At 39.0% G+C, this 18,496-nt stretch carries 15 protein-coding genes; 12 read left to right on the top strand and 3 right to left on the bottom strand.

Features of this window, described 5'->3' with window-relative positions; translation table 11 throughout:
- Positions 1 to 30 precede the first annotated feature (30 nt).
- Positions 31 to 2,406 (bottom strand): right-handed parallel beta-helix repeat-containing protein, encoded by a 2,376-nt coding sequence (locus tag PCY70_RS07700; RefSeq protein ID WP_305766902.1) that lies wholly within the window; start codon positions 2,404 to 2,406, stop codon positions 31 to 33.
- 142 nt (positions 2,407 to 2,548) lie between these two features.
- Between PCY70_RS07700 and PCY70_RS07695 the strand changes: the two genes are divergently transcribed.
- The 9 genes from PCY70_RS07695 to PCY70_RS07655 all read left to right on the top strand — a co-directional run bounded on the left by PCY70_RS07695 (position 2,549) and on the right by PCY70_RS07655 (position 12,418).
- Positions 2,549 to 3,310 carry an alpha/beta hydrolase gene (locus tag PCY70_RS07695; protein ID WP_305766901.1) on the top strand — a complete coding sequence of 254 codons (762 nt, stop codon included), beginning with the start codon at positions 2,549 to 2,551 and terminating at the stop codon, positions 3,308 to 3,310.
- Between the two features lie 178 nt (positions 3,311 to 3,488).
- The gene (locus tag PCY70_RS07690) at positions 3,489 to 4,226 is read left to right on the top strand and encodes a hypothetical protein (protein WP_305766900.1); all 738 of its coding nucleotides are present in this window, start codon (positions 3,489 to 3,491) and stop codon (positions 4,224 to 4,226) included.
- Entirely contained in the window at positions 4,177 to 4,818 is a 642-nt protein-coding gene (locus PCY70_RS07685; protein WP_305766899.1) for a hypothetical protein, read from the top strand. The genes PCY70_RS07690 and PCY70_RS07685 overlap by 50 nt, the downstream gene beginning before the upstream one ends.
- Before the next feature lie 26 nt (positions 4,819 to 4,844).
- Positions 4,845 to 5,144 (top strand): hypothetical protein, encoded by a 300-nt coding sequence (locus tag PCY70_RS07680; RefSeq protein ID WP_305766898.1) that lies wholly within the window; start codon positions 4,845 to 4,847, stop codon positions 5,142 to 5,144.
- Between the two features lie 195 nt (positions 5,145 to 5,339).
- Positions 5,340 to 5,837 (top strand): hypothetical protein, encoded by a 498-nt coding sequence (locus PCY70_RS07675; RefSeq protein ID WP_305766897.1) that lies wholly within the window; start codon positions 5,340 to 5,342, stop codon positions 5,835 to 5,837.
- Positions 5,803 to 8,127: a leucine-rich repeat domain-containing protein gene (locus PCY70_RS07670; RefSeq protein WP_305766896.1), complete on the top strand. Its 2,325-nt coding sequence runs from the start codon at positions 5,803 to 5,805 to the stop codon at positions 8,125 to 8,127. The genes PCY70_RS07675 and PCY70_RS07670 overlap by 35 nt, the downstream gene beginning before the upstream one ends.
- An 86-nt stretch (positions 8,128 to 8,213) precedes the next feature.
- On the top strand, positions 8,214 to 9,257 hold the full coding sequence (locus PCY70_RS07665; RefSeq protein WP_305766895.1) for an HD-GYP domain-containing protein: 1,044 nt from the start codon (positions 8,214 to 8,216) through the stop codon (positions 9,255 to 9,257).
- A 76-nt stretch (positions 9,258 to 9,333) separates the two neighbouring features.
- Positions 9,334 to 10,368, top strand: coding sequence for an HD-GYP domain-containing protein (locus PCY70_RS07660; protein ID WP_305766894.1), 1,035 nt, complete (start codon positions 9,334 to 9,336; stop codon positions 10,366 to 10,368).
- A 31-nt stretch (positions 10,369 to 10,399) separates the two neighbouring features.
- Positions 10,400 to 12,418 carry a sulfatase-like hydrolase/transferase gene (locus tag PCY70_RS07655; protein WP_305766893.1) on the top strand — a complete coding sequence of 673 codons (2,019 nt, stop codon included), beginning with the start codon at positions 10,400 to 10,402 and terminating at the stop codon, positions 12,416 to 12,418.
- A 69-nt stretch (positions 12,419 to 12,487) separates the two neighbouring features.
- Here PCY70_RS07655 and PCY70_RS07650 read toward each other — a convergent pair whose 3' ends face one another.
- Both PCY70_RS07650 and PCY70_RS07645 read right to left on the bottom strand, forming a co-directional pair.
- A complete protein-coding gene (locus PCY70_RS07650; RefSeq protein ID WP_305766892.1) occupies positions 12,488 to 13,327 on the bottom strand; it encodes a CPBP family intramembrane glutamic endopeptidase in 840 nt (279 codons plus the stop codon).
- Positions 13,328 to 13,397: 70 nt separating this feature from the next.
- Positions 13,398 to 14,243, bottom strand: coding sequence for a CPBP family intramembrane glutamic endopeptidase (locus PCY70_RS07645; protein WP_305768956.1), 846 nt, complete (start codon positions 14,241 to 14,243; stop codon positions 13,398 to 13,400).
- Positions 14,244 to 14,386: 143 nt separating this feature from the next.
- Here PCY70_RS07645 and PCY70_RS07640 point away from each other — a divergent pair, with 143 nt between their 5' ends.
- The 3 genes from PCY70_RS07640 to spoIVA all read left to right on the top strand — a co-directional run bounded on the left by PCY70_RS07640 (position 14,387) and on the right by spoIVA (position 18,454).
- Positions 14,387 to 15,625 carry a BaiN/RdsA family NAD(P)/FAD-dependent oxidoreductase gene (locus tag PCY70_RS07640; RefSeq protein WP_305766891.1) on the top strand — a complete coding sequence of 413 codons (1,239 nt, stop codon included), beginning with the start codon at positions 14,387 to 14,389 and terminating at the stop codon, positions 15,623 to 15,625.
- Positions 15,615 to 16,865, top strand: a complete 1,251-nt coding sequence (gene hisS, locus PCY70_RS07635) for a histidine--tRNA ligase (RefSeq protein ID WP_029488188.1) — start codon at positions 15,615 to 15,617, stop codon at positions 16,863 to 16,865. Before PCY70_RS07640 ends, hisS begins: the two co-directional genes overlap by 11 nt.
- Before the next feature lie 113 nt (positions 16,866 to 16,978).
- The gene (spoIVA, locus tag PCY70_RS07630; protein WP_010168042.1) at positions 16,979 to 18,454 is read left to right on the top strand and encodes a stage IV sporulation protein A; all 1,476 of its coding nucleotides are present in this window, start codon (positions 16,979 to 16,981) and stop codon (positions 18,452 to 18,454) included.
- The last annotated feature ends 42 nt before the right edge of the window (positions 18,455 to 18,496 follow it).

The raw sequence follows: 18,496 nt of genomic DNA, 5'->3' as shown, positions 1-18,496 counted from the left end.
ATCTTAGCTGCTACCCACTAAAGTATTCTTCTAAAAATCTGTTCCGAATACTGTATTAAAATCGCTTTCTTGTTCAACAGTTTTTTTATTCTTATCTACACATAATTTTTCAAGCACCCCAAAATCATCATAGTCATTTCCCAACTGTTCTCTAACTAGCATATCGTATTTTTTGCTAAATTCATCGGTCAATCCTATAACTGACATATCGATATTTTTAAATCCTAGTTTCAATGCTGGTGAATCTGGACATAACTCAAAATCTCCTGTTGCTATATCTCTAAATTTAGGATCCGCAATTATGCTATGTTCATCTACTCCTAAATTTTGGTATTTCTCTAGCGCCGCAGCTCCCTTATCAGATGCCTCAACATCGTAATATACGTTATAGTCTATTACCGCTTCTCCCACATTCACTTCCTCCATCATACCTGTCACATTATTCTTGCTTTCACGATAAAATGGATTATGCGCATACGTTTTATACATAATATTATGGTCAATCTGCACATCTACATTTGGCGGAGCTTCAGTCTCATAAATTCCCCACAGACTAATATATCCAATAAACATTCGATTCTCTTTGCCCGCATCGTTTAAATAAACTATATCTCTGATATCTGCTATAATATTATTGATCACATGATTATTATAATGCTTGGTATTAATTCCTCCACCAGTGCAGTTATACACAATATTATTTGTAATAGGAGTATCAGTTACATAAGCGTCAGTGCGTATTGCCTGCTGCATGCCAACTCCGTTTAAGTGGTGAATATAGTTTCTGTTGATCACATTATTTCTGCCCACATCAGACAGGTATATAGCATTGCCGTCAAAAAGCTTTAGCATCACCAAAAACATTTCGTTATCTTCTATAATATTATTTTTGGTAAACGCATATCCTAACGTTTTGCCCCAATACTCTCCAACTTCCTTCGGTGTCCTCGCTTCTGCATACAACGAATCTTGTACCACTTCATTTACTCGTATTGTTTCTGTCATTTCTCGCAAAAATCCTTTTGCATGGTAAAACGAAGGTCTCACTCCACTTAACACAATCGCATCATAGGTTATGTGGTGCATCAAATTATTTTTTACAAAGTTATCTCCGCTTTGCCATAGCATAATTGCTGGCGCCTGGTAATAGCTTTGGCCATTGTGGTGAATATGATTGTTTTCGATACGATTACACCTATTTACATCCTTCACTCCCGGCCCATATCCTGCAAACAATATTCCAGAACCACCTACATAATCTATTAAATTATTTTTTACTATATTACACTGCGCATACAAATCAAATCGTATCGCACTCGAGCCAGTGTTGCAAAATCTGCACCCATCCACAACACACTCTTTAGTATTTCTAAATCTTACCAACGCATTGCTCTTGTTAAAAAATTCCCACTCATGCTGCAACGTAATATCGTTCTCGAGCATCACCGCTCTATCTCCTCTGGTAAATGTTATCCCTTCAAACACTAGACCAGTTACAATTCCTCCTAACTCATGCCCATCCACAAACACAAGCTCTGTTAATGACGGATAAGTTACATTCTCTGGCACTTCATTTATAGGGTAATAATACACTTTTTTTACATTAGTATTAATCACCCATTTACCAGGTGCGTCGAGGTCTTCTATACAATTTTCTACCCTATAGGATCCGTCGTCAAACGTTTGCGCTCCTTTGTGAACGATTCCCATTCCATACGTTGCAGGTATCGCGGTCGTTGCAATCGAGTTTGCTTCATCCACACTTTCTAAGCTGAGATAATTTGTTACAAACCCTACGTTAGGCTGAATAAATAACTCTATATCCGATAAATTATCCCAATTTTTAATTGATCCCTCGGCATAATGAATAGTGGATCTATCCGCTTCTACAACCTCATGAATATTGCCCCACCCATCTTTACAATTTACTTTTACAGTCGGTAAATAACTTCTTGATCGCGCTCGCGTCAACATTTTTCCATTTTCAAATAAGCAGTAAAATCTCTCCTTGCCCATCTTCGGTATTGCTGCCTCATATACTTTACCCACAGCTTTTTCTGGCAACCCCGCCACATCTGTTGCCAACGTCCAGCCCTCTATCTTAGCATCGCTGGAAAATATTGGAGTCTCGTCTTGATACGCAGCATAAACTATTCTAAACCCCGGATAATGCGAATCATTCGGTACAAAATTTATCGTTCTGTTTATCGAATATTCTCCACCTCTAATCAAAACATAAATATCTCTATACACACCTTTCTTAAAAATTCTCACTGCCCGTCTTGCTTTTTCCAAAGTTAAAAATGGCCCATCTGTTAATTCTTCATTTGGAACCGCCAGCTTTCCACTCCAGCTATCGTTTCCATTTGTTGCAACATAAAAATCTGCATAAGTATATCGACTCATACAATTTCCTCCATCAATTTGTTATTTTATTGCCATTCACAATTATAGCATGTCTATCTTTACTTATTCAAGCGTCACTACTCACATAATAATTATCAAAAGTGATATAATAAGAAAAAATATTCTAAGGAGTTCATCGAAAATGCGAAATAAAAATCACCCCCCTATTCATATTACAACTGGCAATGATAACGGTATCCTCTGCCTTCACGGTCTCTTTGGCAGCCCCAATCAATTCATCCCATTTTTATCTATTTTCCAATCTCTCGGCTTGGATGTTCACGCTCCATTATTGCCTGGCCATGGCGGCAGCTGCAAAGACTTTAGCCATAGCAATAAACTCCACTGGAAAAGCTGCGCCCAATCCGAAATTTACAAAATGCACCAACAATACAAAAACGTTTATCTTATGGGTCACTCTATGGGCGCTCTGTTTTGCCTTGACTTTGCAGACACCATTAATGCCGCCGGTATCATTTTACTAAACCCACCAATGAAAATCAGCCTATCTGCTACCAAAATGAAAATGTGCCTTGGCGTTGTTACCAAAAAGAAAGAAATTTCTACCGTATTTAATAGAGGCGAATCTCGACCTCTATATAGTATCCAAAACGGCTCCTGGTACGAATACATTCCTTGGATTATTCCCATATCTGGCATATACTCTCTTATCAATGCCACAAAAAAGAAATTGCCCTCCTTCAAAATCCCCACGCTCATCTTTCAATCACAATTAGATGAAACTCTCAACTACAAAGGTGTATTTTCATATCAAAATATGCTCGGCTCAGATAATTTACAAATTGTATTATTAAATAATTCTACTCACTGCTTTTTTCCAAAATCAGACTTATATATCGTTCAAACACTAGTGTCCCAATTTCTCGAACTCAACAGCCGTTAAAATAACGTGGGCAGCCCTGTGCTTTGTCCACAAATTTTTAAATTTAGTCCACAATTAGTAATTTTTTACATGGTACATGAATATCATTTTATTAGAGCTTATACGCCTTTTTAGTATACTACTACATATAAATAAGTATAAGAACAATTATAATTATCTATTTTCTAGGGGGAACAATATGAAATTAAATAGAAGATTTGCCACTGTATTTTTAGCCGGTGCTATGGTATCTACCGGTTTTACAGTGTTATCAATTTCTGCTGATGAAAATTCGAAATTAGAATCTGAAAAAAATGTCATAGAAACCAAAAATGAATCTAATTCTGCCATTCCAGTTATGTCTGAAGTGGTTGTTGAATCTGTTTCTAAATCTGCTACTGAATCTATTGCAGTTGACATACCAGAGCCTGATATTGAGTTGCCACTCATTATTCTTGAACCAGCTGTAGTTGAAGAAGTTGAAGAAATTGAGGTTGAAACCATCATCGCATTGCCACCTGATATCGCAATTGAAGATAACCAAATAAAAGAGGTTGAAAAAGTGATTGATCCTACAAATACTAATACTAAAGAGATTATTGAAGAGGTGATTGAACCTATGGAAGAAGATCTATTAAAATTTAATGAGTCTACTATTGATGACTCCACTAATGCTAATGACGACTCGGCTGTTGCAGCTGATGATGACGACTCGGCTAATGCAGCTGATGATGATGACTCGGCTGTTGCAGCTGATGATGATGACTCGGCTGATGTAGCTGATGATGATGACTCGGCTGTTGCGGCTGATGATGACGACTCGCTGGCTGATGATGATGATGACTCGGCTGATGCGGCTGATGATGATGACTCGGCTGATGCGGCTGATGATGACTCGGCTGTTGCGGCTGATGATGACGACTCGGCTTGCGGCTGATGATGATGACTCGGCTGTTGCGGCTGATGATGATGACTCGGCTGTTGCGGCTGATGATGACGACTCGGCTGTTGCGGCTGATGATGACGACTCGGCTAATGCGGCTGATGATGATTCCGCTGATGTTGCCGATGATGATTCTGCTGATGCGGCTGATGATGACTCGGCTGTTGTGCTGATGATGATGATTCCGCTGATGTTGCCGATGATGATTCTGCTGATGTTGCTGATGATGATGACTCGGCTGATGGCTGATGATGATGACTCGGCTAATGCAGCTGATGATGATGACTCGGCTGTTGCGGCTGATGATGATGACTCCGCTGATGTTGCCGATGATGATTCTGCTAATGCGGCTGATGATGATGATGATGATGACTCGGCTGATGATGATGACTCCGCTGATGTTGCCTATGATGATCTGCTGATGCTGATGATGATGATGATGCTGATGCCTGATGACGACTCCGCTGATGTTGCCGATGATGACTCCGCTGATGTTGCTGATGATGACTCCGCTGATGCGGCTGATGATGATTCCGCTGATGTTGCCGATGATGATTCCGCTGATGTTGCCGATGATGACTGCTGATACGGCTGATGATGATGACTCCGCTGATGTTGCTGATGATGACGACTCGGCTGATGCGACTGATGATAACTCCGCTGATGTTGCCGATGACGACTCCGCTGATGTTGATGATGATGACTCCGCTGATGCGGCTGATGATGATGATGATGATGACTGCTGATGTTGATGATGATGATTCTGCTGATACGGCTGATGATGATGACTCCGCTGATGTTGCTGATGATGACGACTCCGCTGATGTTGCTGATGATGATGACTCGCTGATGTTGCCGATGATGACTCCGCTGATGTTGCTGATGATGATGACTCCGCTGATGTTGCGATGATGATTCGCTGATGTTGCCGATGACGACTCCGCTGATGATGCCGATGATGACTCCGCTGATGATGCCGATGATGACTCGGCTGATGCGGCTGATGATGACTCGCTGATGCGGCTGATGATGACGACTCGGCTGATGCGGCTGATGATGATGACTCGGCTGATGCGGCTGATGATGATGACTCGGCTGTTGTAGCTGATGATGATTCCGCTGATGTTGCCGATGACGACTCCGCTGATGTTGCCGATGATGATTCTGCTGATGCGGCTGATGATGACGACTCGGCTGATGCGGCTGATGATGATGACTCGGCTGATGCGGCTGATGATGATGACTCGGCTGTTGGCTGATGATGATGACTCGCTGATGCGGCTGATGATGACGACTCCGCTGATGCTGATGCGGCTGATGATGATGACTCGGCTGATGCGGCTGATGATGATGCTGCTGATGATGATGACTCCGCTGATGTTGCCGATGATGACTCCGCTGATGTTGCCGATGATGACTCCGCTGATGTTGCCGATGACGACTCCGCTGATGTTGCCGATGACGACTCCGCTGATGTTGCCGATGACGACTCCGCTGATGTTGCCGATGATGACTCCGCTGATGTTGCCGATGATGACTCCGCTGATGTTGCCTGATGATGACTCCGCTGATGTTGATGATGATGACTCCGCTGATGTTGCCTGATGATGATTCTGCTGATGCGGCTGATGATGATGACTCGGCTGATGTAGCTAATGATGATTCTGATACAATAATTCATGTCATTCCAGAACCACCAGTTATTATCGAAAATGGGAACTTTGTGGAACCAACTGTTGTTATTGAGCATCTAAACGATATTATTGCAGATATGGTAGCAGATTCAGCTTTCACAGTGGAGACTACTATAACATCTAGCGTTGATACTAATCTTGAGGGCGGCGTTTTACTTCCACTACTTGATGCTGAGGAAATACCTGTTGCCGAAGTTGTTGATGCTAATCTTGAGGCTGGAATTCTACTTCCACTACTTGATGCTGAGGAAATGCCTGTTGCCGAAGTTGTTGATGCTAATCTTGAGGCTGGCATTATGCTTCCACTACTTGATGCTGAGGAAATGCCTGTTGCCGAAGTTGTTGATGCTAATCTTGAGGCTGGCATTATGCTTCCACTACTTGATGCTGAGGAAATGCCTGTTGCCGAAGTTGTTGATGCTAATTTTGAGGCTGGGAAAATAACTGTTACCGAAGTTGTTGATGCTAATCTTGAGACTGAGAAAATAATTGTTACCGAAGATGTTGATGCTAATCTTGATGCCGGCATTATGCTTCCACTACTTGATGCTGAGGAAATGCCTGTTGCCGAAATTCCGGTTGCAGAAATTCCTGTTACCGAAGGTTATGTTACTGAAATTTCTGTTGAGAGGACTATTGAAGCACCTGAGGTTGATGTTGACGAGACTTTTGAATGCGACCTTGCAGCTAACTCTAATATCACGATTTCATCATCTGATGCCGAGGTTACTGAATGCGACCTTGCAGCTAACTCTAGTATTACGATTTCATCATCTGATGCCGAGATTACTGAATGCGACCTTGCAGCTAATTCTAGTATTACGATTCCATTATCTGATGCCAAAATTATTGAATGCGAAGACGGAGATCTTAAAGGCGGTATCATGATTGCGCTGCCAAATTCTGAGAAGCTAGTTGAACTTGCTGATAACGACACAGTTACCATTCAATGCGGAATCATTGTTCCATTGGCAGATGATGACGAAACAGTTGAAGAAGAGATCGTCGAAGAACCTCTTGAGTTGGTTGATTTAGTTGTTAAAGGTTTATCTGCAGCTAAAATCGATTTTCAGCCTGGCAAATATAACTACACTTTAGATATCGTAGCCGCAGATGCCGATCGCAACTTTATTATTGATCCGATATTGGCCAACGATGTAGATGCCGACATTACTGTTACCGATTCTTTAGGCAACGAAGAACCGGCTCCTGGAGCGGCTATTATTTCTACGAACATTTTGAACAATGACAGCGTAATTTCTGTAGTTGTTGGCGATGATACTTATAATTTTGACATTGTAATCGCAAACAACGATCTGTTAGATAAACCTATTAAAGTAGCTCAAGAAAATCTCTCCACCACTGTAGTAAGTAAAGACGGCAAATTGGTTGATTTAGGAATATTGTGGGTTACCGAGGCCGCAAAAGCTAAGTATGAACTTGCCATAAATAAGGCTCTCAAAGTTTTTACTAATAACCAACAAACTTCAGCTCAGGTAGCTGCAGCATTAGACGCTCTTGCCACAGCATCTGCAGAATTCGATGCAGCAAAACAGTGGGGAATTAAAGCTCCAAACTTTGGCGTTCTAAACATCAGCCTTTCTGGAGATGTCAGCTACAATGCCGATACAAAAACCATCAAAATGTTAAGCGCCGATGCATCAGAATTTGATGTTACCATAGTGGCATCTAATATCCACACCGTTGTTGCAAACTCTGTAACCGACGATCCTTCAGCTGGCGGAATTATGACATTCACAGTCCCTGCTCCTATTGCCGAAGGCGAAGGCTCCACATTTAGCGTATCACTTAGTCTACATGGTTCACAGGCGGCTCCGGTTGTTTTCACCGTGGAAGCGTATCAAGAAAAAATTTGGGTTCCAGATGCGGGGTTACGCCAAGCGTTAACCGAAAACGGAGTAGAATTTGATGGCAAGTGGGCAATTTTATCTACACTGAAACCGCTCAAGCAACTGATAGCGCAAAACTATGGCATTAAAAATCTCGAAGGATTGCAATATGCTTCCAATTTAGTATATCTAGATTTAAGCCGCAACCAAATCGAGTACATCAATCTACTTTCAGCTTTAGAACACCTTGCGATCCTCAACGTAACCGATAATAATATACGAAGCTTTAACCTAGATAATTTCCCATCACTAATCAATTTTTCAATCTCTGACAACCATGTTGAGCAATAATTAAATTTATTTTGGCAAATTACTCAGACTTTTGGTTTGATGATTTGCCTTTTTTTTACTAATATTATTTTGAAAGGGTGATACTTATGCGAATGGTGCCTACTAATAGTTTAAGACCCCATTGCACATTAGCTATAGATGTTTTAGATGAGCATTCACAAATTTTATTGAAACAAGGACACTTATTAACTGACAAAACAATAGCACAATTAAAGCGTGCTGACCTTGCATGTGTATATATCATTGATTCATATTCTAAAAGTTTAACACCTACATACACAGCCTTACCTCACAATATAATTAGCAGAATCACTGCACTAAACGATATAGGCAAATTAACTTTATCGGGATTGGGGAATCAAGATAGTTTACTAAAAGCTATGTATGCGGTAAACGATATTGTATACTCTTTATCGATTGAGAAACAGAATCATCGATTGACCTATGAACCAAATAAATTGCTCACCAAATCTACAGTAGAAAGCAACATTTATATAGCAATCACCACTACGTTATTTGCCTTAAAATTGGGTTGGAATCCCAATGACACAGTTAATTTGTGCCTAGCAATACTACTGCGTGATATTGGTCTATTATCTCCAAACATCGATGCGCCTGTGGACCGCTCATTGCGTACTAAACATCCGATAGTTGGTGCTGAATATTTGGAAAAATCTTATGGGCTTCCCGAAGACATTTTAGATATCATTCGGCAGCATCATGAATCATACGATGGAACGGGGTTTCCTAACAAATTGCAAGGAGATGATATTTGCAAAGGAGCTAGACTGCTAAAAATCGTAGATTCATATTACGCTGTACAAGAAAAGCTGTGGTATACGCCAAGCCGCGCATCTCTACTAACAGAGGATTTAGAAAGGAGAACACCTACTTTTGACCCTGTTTATCTTTCACTTTTTATGCATAATGTAGATATCTACCATATCGATATGTTATTGCAATTGACTTGTGGGGACATTGGAATTGTCACTAGAACCTACAAATCTTCACCGTTAACCCCCACTGTTACAATCATCAAATCTTCTGAACCATCCCGAATAAATCAAAAAATCAAGATTGGATCTACCCCGGAATTTAATATTAAATCATTTATATACTATGTAGATTAATTTCAACTTTTTTTGACTTAATTAAAAATTTATACTATACTTAAACATAAATATTAATTTTAAGGAGTGTTTATTTATGAGAATGATTCCCCTTACCCATTTACAAAGTAACAATATATTAGCCATCGATATTTTAGACGAGAATTCAAAAGTCTTATTAACCAAAGGACAATTACTAACCGCAGGACTAGTAAATAGACTAAAAAATACTAATCTTGCTTGTGTATATATTATAGATAAGTATTCACAAGATCAGGTACCCACATACACTGCTATTCCCCAAAACATACTCCAAAGAATATCAACATTAAATGAATTGCGCAACATCAATCAATCTGGACAAGGAGATTTTGAAACCCTATTAAAAATAATGCACACTGTAAACGATATTGTTTACACTTTGTATGCGGGCAAACAAAATTATAGATTAAATTATGAACCCAACAAGTTACTCACAAAATCTCCAACAGAAACCAATATTTATGTAGCAATTACAACGACACTATTTGCATTAAAATTAGGCTGGAACCCCAACGATGCTGTAAATCTATGTTTAGCAGTATTACTGCGCGATATTGGCTTAGCTGCTCATTTTGGCTCTAGCAATATAGCAAGACAAAAACATCCAATTAATGGTGCAAATTTCTTAAAGAGCACTTATGATCTTCCAGAAGAAATCTTAGAAATAATCAGACAACATCACGAGTTATATGATGGAACTGGATTTCCTAACAAATTACACGGCGATAACATTTGTAAAGGGGCTAGAATACTTAAAATTGTCGACTTATATTATAGTTTACAAGAAAAAATGTGGCAAAACCCAGCGAGAGCATCTGTCTTAACAGAAGACTTGCAAATCAGGACATCTTACCTAGACCCTGTCTATCTTGGACTTTTTATGAACAATGTGGACATCTTTCACAAAGATATGTTATTGCAATTGACTTGCGGTGATATTGGAATTGTAGTCAAAACAGTCAAAACTTCTCCACTAACACCCATTCTTAAAATCATTAAATCTTCTAATCCATCTCATGTAAATCAACTAGTTAAAGTTGCGTCGCAACCTGGTTTTAAGATTAAATCACTTGTGTACTATGTAGATTAAATAATATACTTCCTACGAAAGGATGATAGTCGTGAAACCCAATATCTTAATTTTAATTGCAGAAGATATCAGCCAGCATCTTGGTTGCTATGGTGACCTTATTGCACATACTCCATTTTTAGATCAACTATCTAAAGAGGGGATGATATATCATCATACAAATTGTGTATCCTCCATCTGTTCTACTGCAAGGACCTCTCTCGCCTTAGGAATGTATCCCGCATCACTGGGCATTAGTAATCATGGAACAAACACCGCAATTCCTTCTGATATCAAACCTGTTTCCAAATATATTCATAGCAATGGATATTTTTGCGCAATAGATAAAACTGATTATAACTTTCAGCATAGGAGCAAACTTCAGATTCCCGACGGCTGGGACGCTATAATTCCTAACGCCGGCGCGACTGATAGCCCGCAGCTTCCGCAAAACATCGCAGATACTTGGAGAAAACGCGATGATAAGCCGTTTTTTTTGATGGCAACCTTTTCATGTACGCATCAATCTCAATATGGGTATCCATCTGATACAGCAGAACACAGAGCTTTGGTAACGCCACGTCTCACCGCCGCTGAATATGTAGATAGAGACGCTATCCCTATACCTGGATATCATTTTGATACACCGCAAACCCGAGAAATATGGGGACAATATTATGAAACTATAACTACAATGGATCGAATGGTGGGCGAAACAATAGCGCACCTCAAAAACGATGGGCTATATGAAGATACGATAATTATATTTTTGGGAGATAACGGAATGGGCCTTGCGGGAGGCAAATGCAATATATGGAACGAAAGCATTACCGTGCCTCTAATTATACGCATTCCCGAAAGGTTTCAGGGTCCGCAAACAATCGCTTATGCTTCCGGAGCACACTCTTATAGCGCAGTCAGCTTTATCGATATTGCGCCGACCATTATTGAATTAGCTGGTAGCAAAATCCCTTATTATATGCAAGGCAGAAATTTTTTGAGTTCCACTACTTTTGTAAAGTACTCATATTCATTTATGGATAGAATTGATTCGACTAGCGATTTTGTACGTGCAGTAAAGTCCAATAAATATTTATATATTCGAAATTTTTATCCTTCCAATACTCACCGATTTTCTTCTTATACACGCAGAATGGCTCCCTACTTTACCGAAAGCTGGCTTCAAGAGGCACAAAATCAGTATACACAAGAACAATATTTATTGCGTCAGTATACATATGATCGCAAAAACTGCTTTATAATCGATATTCGTCCTCCCGAAGAACTCTATGACCTAGAGTCTGATCCGCAGCAGCTAACAAACCTTGCCCAAAACTTTGCATTCCACTCTCTTATACTCGATTTTAGAAATAATTTGCGTGACTTTATGTTTAAAATTGATGATTTAGGGTTTGTTCCCGAAATTGAGCAACACAGACTTTCGCAAGAACTTTCTAGACCTATTTATGAAATATTTTCTAAAGGCTATGTTGGTTACCCCTTCACAAAACTTTACAACATGAGTGATAAAATGCTAAAGCGCACTAATTCTAGTAAAACGTTAACAACCTATCTCGAAACCGATGATCCCACATTTCAATACTGGGCTCTCAAAATCGCTACTTACTTTAATAAACAAGATCTATTGCCTCAAATCGAAAAATTGCTCAACAACAATAACTTGACTATTAAATTTGCGGCAGCCGAGACAATTATTTATTTATCTAATTCTGTATCTTTACTATCGAAAGCCGAAAAAGTTATAGAGGATATGCTACTTTGCGAAGATCCGTTCATTAATTTAGAAGCACTGATGTGTATGGCTCGTCATAGCAACATGTTAGCCAATTTAGTGCCTCATCTCCAAAAATGGCAAACATTGGATAAACAACACTATCCTCCAGAGCAGCATCGCATCATGACAATCATCGAAGATTTATCAAACTATTATCCCGAATGTATCGATCAGCCATTTCCTTATGATGTGCCCACTCCGTTATTACAACAACGACTACTTGTCCTTCGGCAACTCAAACAAAATAATTCGCAACGAAATAGGAGATTGTTATGAGCTCACACTAGAATTTTGGAGATAGATCCAGTTGCTGCAACTGCCTTCACTTTTGCAGCAGCAATAATCTTAATGCGCCTTTTGCTTTTTGCAAAGCCATATACCTGCTATCATTGTTATAGCACTCATCACCATGGTATATATTATTATTGTCCACATATTTCTTTCTATAATTGGAGAGGCCCACGCAATCACTATTGCCGTAAGATTATTAGCCATATGAACAATTATACAGGGTACTATAGAATTGAATTTTTCGAACACCCAAACCAGTAATAATCCCATCAATATTGTAGCAAGCACCTGTATCGGCGAGCCATGTATCAACCCAAATAATATTGATGATAAAATTGCCGCGACAACTACAGGCATTCCTCTTTTTAATCTCGTATATACCAATCCTCTAAAAATCACTTCTTCTACAATCCCTGCATAAATAACTACCGAACAAATCGTCATTGCTATATTTTTTAAATTCACCGCTTCATCCATAGCTTGCTGATGATCAATAATCCAAATTTCTGGATACGGAATTAGCTCAACTGCCAAAGTCGCAACAAATTGAAGAGCGATTCCCACCAAAATTAGCGGCACTATATTTGAGGCACCTATAGCTTTTAGATGAATTTCTTTTGCAAAACTTTTGTGGCGCATTTTAAAAATTATCCATAGCAAAACGAGCATAAATATTCCGCTACCAATCATCAATATAGGCATTTTATCCCACAGCTCTATTGCCGACTGTATAAGCATATCTTGAACACTTTTCGATGTCACACTTTCAAAGTCAGCAGCTCTAAGCTTTGATATCAGAGTTGCAATCAAATAGATAAAGCTTGTCAATCCCTGAATTACCACAAAAAAAACAACATACAAAATGGCTTTGATTATTGCTCCAATTGTCCTCATTTTTGGACCTCCTTTTGTATATTGTTCCTCTTCTATTATATAATTATCGCTATTCTTAGTTTTTACAAAATTATACCACAAATATATTTCGATATGACTCTTTCTTTTTGAGAAGCCATATCCCGGCCATTATTGTTACAGCGCTCATAGAAATAATATATATCATTACTGCTAGCATATTGCCCTCTAAGAGAGGCGCAGCCCAAGCCACTATTAATCCCACGGCATTATTTACCATGTGCACGATTATAGACGGCACTATAGATTTAAATTTTTCGAACACCCAAACCAGTACTAGCCCTATTAGTGTCGCATAAATTATTTGTATTGGCGAGCCGTGCACCGCCCCAAATGCTACTGACGACAAAATCATCGCTATCGCCATCGGCATTCCTCTTTTTAATCTCGTATATACCAATCCTCTAAAAATCACTTCTTCTACTATTCCTGCGTAAACAACCACCATCAAAATTGTCATTAGTGTATTGGAATCCACGGCAAAATCTATCGTTTGCTCATAATTAGTTACCCAGCTTTCTGGATATGGAATCAGCGTGGCTACCAAAGTGGCGATAAAATTAGTAGCTACTCCCACCAAAATCAGTGGCGTTATATTCGAAGCATGTATAGACTTTAGATAAATTTCTGTTCTAAAGCGTTTGTGTCGCAACTTAAAAAATGCCCACAGCAAAATGATCATCACTACTCCACTTATAATCATCAATGTAGGTGTTTGGTCGAGCATATCTTCTAGTATCTGCCATGCTAGATTTTGAATATCAGTCAACATCAAATTTTCTAAATCGGCTTCATTAATCTTTAATACAATATTTATTGCCAAATAGATACCCATTATCAGTAGCTGAATTATAGCAAAAAAACTAATATATAATGCAGCCTTAATTATTGCTACCATTGTTTTCAATCTAACCCCTCCTTTTTATATTATATAATTATTGCTATGTTTATTTTTTCAAAATATTACTATTTGTTAGTTAGGTGGCTTGACAAATGCCAATAAAATCCATTACACTAATACGCACTGGAGGAGAAATGTAAATGTTTTATAAAGCTATTGTTGTTGGCGCAGGTCCTGCGGGGTTATTTGCTGCCTATAATTTATCAGAATATGGATTGAGTACCCTTGTGCTCGAAAAAAATACACAATTAGGGCGTAAATTACTTGTATCAGGAAGTGGCCAATGTAATTTTACCCATGCAGGCGATTTAGAAGAGTTTAAAGATAAATATGGTGATAATTTTAACTTTATAAAACACGCCTTAAATGTTTTTACTAATAAGGATTCTATCAAATTTTTTAAAGCCTATGGCGTAGATATAGAAGTTACTAGTAGCGGAAAGGTTTTTCCAAGCTCTAGAAATAGTACCGACATACTCGATGCCTTGGTTCGATCTTGCAAGCTTAACGGTGCGCAAATACAATCTGGGGTTGAGATAAACGCAATTTTGGAATACGATGGTGTTTTTCAGGTCTCTACTACCGATGGTGATTTTTTTTCAACAGAAAACCTAATCATCGCAACCGGGGGGACATCTTTTATGCATCTCGGAAATGATGGATTCGGTTATGCCATTGCCCAGCAATTTAACCATAAAGTTACAAAGCTTCGGCCGTCGATTTCTAATATAATATCAGTTGAAACCGACTATGCCGCTATTAGCGGTGTTTCATTTAAAAATGTTACAATGACTATCTGGCATAATGAGAAAAAAGTTCGTGACAAAGTTGGAGACTTGCTTTTTACGCATAACGGCGTTTCTGGACCTGTTGTTTTAAATAGCACTAGGTGGATCGAAGCGGGTGATCTCGTCACTTTCAATTTGGTAAACAAGCCATACGAAGTGGTTCAAAAAGAACTTGAGCAAGACTTAATTGCTTTTGGAAAAGACTCAATTGGGTTATATTTGCGTAAATTTGCTTTTCCGCGAAGCTTTATTGCAGTATTGCTCTCAATTTTATCGATACCTGCCGACCTTCATTGCGCAAATATAAGCAGGGAAAATCGCAAAAAAATAGCCACATATATGACCAAGTTGCCTATTAACGTCGCATCCGTTGGAGATTTAAATTCTGCTGTTGTTACTTGTGGCGGCGTCAGCTTAAAAGAACTTAATCCTACTACACTCGAAAGTAGAAAGCAACGGGGGCTATATTTTATAGGCGAAGTGATTGATATTGATGCGGATACTGGAGGCTACAACATCCAGGCAGCGATGTCTATGGGATGCGTCTGCGCCAATAGTATAATTAGAAAGGAACAGATTTATGGCAATTAATGCATTAAAAGGAACCAAAGATATCTTTGGAACCGAAATTCGAAATTTACAAAAAGTAGAATCTATAATTAGAGAGGTTTGCGAAAATTTTGGAATAGGCGAAATTCGAACTCCTATTTTTGAACTTACGCATCTATTTCAACGCGGCGTCGGAACTGCAACAGATATTGTACAAAAAGAAATGTATTCGTTTGTGGACAAAGGTGATAATAATATTACTTTAAAGCCAGAAAGCACCGCTGCGGTTGTTCGTGCCTACCTTGAACGCAACCTGGGAGAGAACGCGCAGCCTACCAAGCTATATTATATTTCGCCAACTTTTAGATACGAGCGACCAGAAGCTGGCAGATTGAGACAATTTCATCAATTTGGTGTAGAAGTATTTGGTAGCAGCGCCGCTATTGCAGATGCCGAAGTCATTGCTGTTGCGAACACCCTACTAAAGCGACTCAACATCGCCAACGTCAAGCTATATATCAACTCGCTGGGAGGGCCCAAGTGTCGCGAAAAATATAATCAGCAACTAAAAAATTTTTTGGAAACCAAGAAGGACAACCTCTGTTCTCTGTGTAACGAAAGGCGCATCAAAAATCCTCTCCGCGTGTTAGACTGCAAAAATGAAGATTGCCAAAAATTATTTGCCGATGCACCTACAACACTAGATGCTTTAGATCCAGAATGCCGAGAACATTTCGATACACTCACAACGTTGCTCACCAAAATGAATATTCCATTTATCGTAAATCCTCGAATTGTACGTGGGTTGGATTATTACACAAAGACCGTATTTGAATTTATATTGGATAGCGAAGCCTATTCTGGAACGATTTGCGGTGGTGGGCGCTACGATAAACTGGTAGAAGAGATAGGCGGCAAAGCAGTTCCTGCAGTTGGATTTGGCACAGGCATCGAAAGGTTGCTAATAGCCTATTTAGCAGAAAATCCCAATCAAAACATAGCCACACGAGATATATTTATCGGCTACCGCGGAGATGCGGCCATGGAAAAGGCCATGATTTTGGTCAACGATCTTAGAAGCCAGCACATTAATGCCGATACCGACCTATTGAATAGAAGTGTAAAAGCACAAATGAAATATGCAAACAAAATAGGAGCTAAGTATGCCACTATTATAGGAGAAACAGAATTAGAAACTGCCACTCTCTTGGTTAAAAACATGAAAACTTATCAAGAACATCAGATTAAATTTGAAGATTTATTAAAATTTCTCTTTGGTTGAAAAGGGAAGTTTTTTTTTATCAAAATAGTCATATCCTTATGTTTTGTACATATAGTTAAATGTACCCATACATTTAATTTTATACTTTAAAACCTTATAAGGAGGATTTATTCATGGAAAACTACGATATCTACCGAGACATTCAAGAAAGAACAGCTGGTGATATTTATTTAGGGATAGTAGGGCCCGTTAGAACAGGTAAGTCTACATTTATAAAAAGATTTATGGAAGCTTTAGTTATTCCCAACATTCAAAATGAATACAGCAAAGAGCGAGCACAAGATGAATTACCACAAAGTGGCGGCGGAACAATGATTACTACTACCGAGCCTAAATTTATTCCAAACGAGGCAGTAAATATCACAATCGGTGGAGATTTTTCTGTTAATGTACGACTTATTGATTGTGTTGGCTACGTTATCCCCGATGCGGAAGGATACTTATATACCGATAACACTCCAAGAATGGTTCAAACTCCTTGGTATAATGAAGACATTCCTTTTACTCAAGCTGCCGAAATTGGCACCAAAAAAGTTATCAATGACCATTCCACAATAGGCATCGTGGTAACAACAGATGGTTCCATCACCGATATCCCTCGTTCCAGCTATTTAGATGCCGAAGATAGAGTTATTACCGAGCTTAAAAGCCTTGGCAAACCTTTTATCGTTATCTTCAATACGAAAAAGCCTTTTGATCAAGAAGTTTTGGCGCAATCTAGTCAATTGTCGCAGCAATACGACGTACCAGTTGTTCCTTTAGATGTTGCCCAGATGAAAATTGATGATATAAACCAAATTTTGGAACGTGTGCTATATGAATTTCCACTCAACGAAATTCAATTTACCTTGCCAAAATGGGCAGAAACCCTAGAAAACGACCACTGGTTCAAACAAGAATGGATCGCCCAAATTAAAGAACATATTTACCCTCTTGAAAATATCAGGCAGGTAAAAGATACAATCAACAAATTGACGAATATCCCAAATGTTAAAAACGTATATCTCGAGAAAATTCAATTAGGTGATGGAGTAATCAAAGTTGTTGTTCACACATCAGACGATTTATTCTACAAAGTTTTATCAGAAACCACAGGGCTTGATATTCATGGTGACCACGAACTTATGAGCCTAATCAAAAATCTGGCACAAACTCAAAAAGAGTACGACAAAGTTGCTTTAGCTTTAGAAGATGTTAGACGAAAAGGTTACGGAGTTGTTAGCCCTTCAAAAGATGAATTTATTTTGGAGACACCAGAAACTATAAGCCAGGGTACAAGCCACGGTGTCAAGCTTTGCGCAACCGCACCGAGTTATCACATCATTCGTGCAGACATTCAAACAGAAGTTTCTCCTATAATAGGCACAGAAGAGCAGGTTCAACAGGTTATCGACGAACTTACTCATACCACTCCCGAATATATGTGGGAAACCAACATTATGTTTGGTCGCACTCTATACGATATAGTAAATGAGGGTCTTCAAAATAAGCTATATAAAATACCAGAGGATGCGCAACAAAAATTGCAAGAAACACTTCAAAAAATAATAAACGAAGGCACCGGCGGACTTCTTTGTATAATTCTTTAATATTTTATTGCAGGGAGATTTTTCTTCCTGCTTTTTTTCAAC

Origin of the sequence: Candidatus Epulonipiscium viviparus (assembly GCF_030708075.1) — a bacterium.
Lineage (GTDB): Bacteria > Bacillota > Clostridia > Lachnospirales > Cellulosilyticaceae > Epulonipiscioides > Epulonipiscioides viviparus.
Note: the sequence above shows the minus strand (reverse complement) of the source record. Positions and strands in the feature narration are given on the sequence as shown.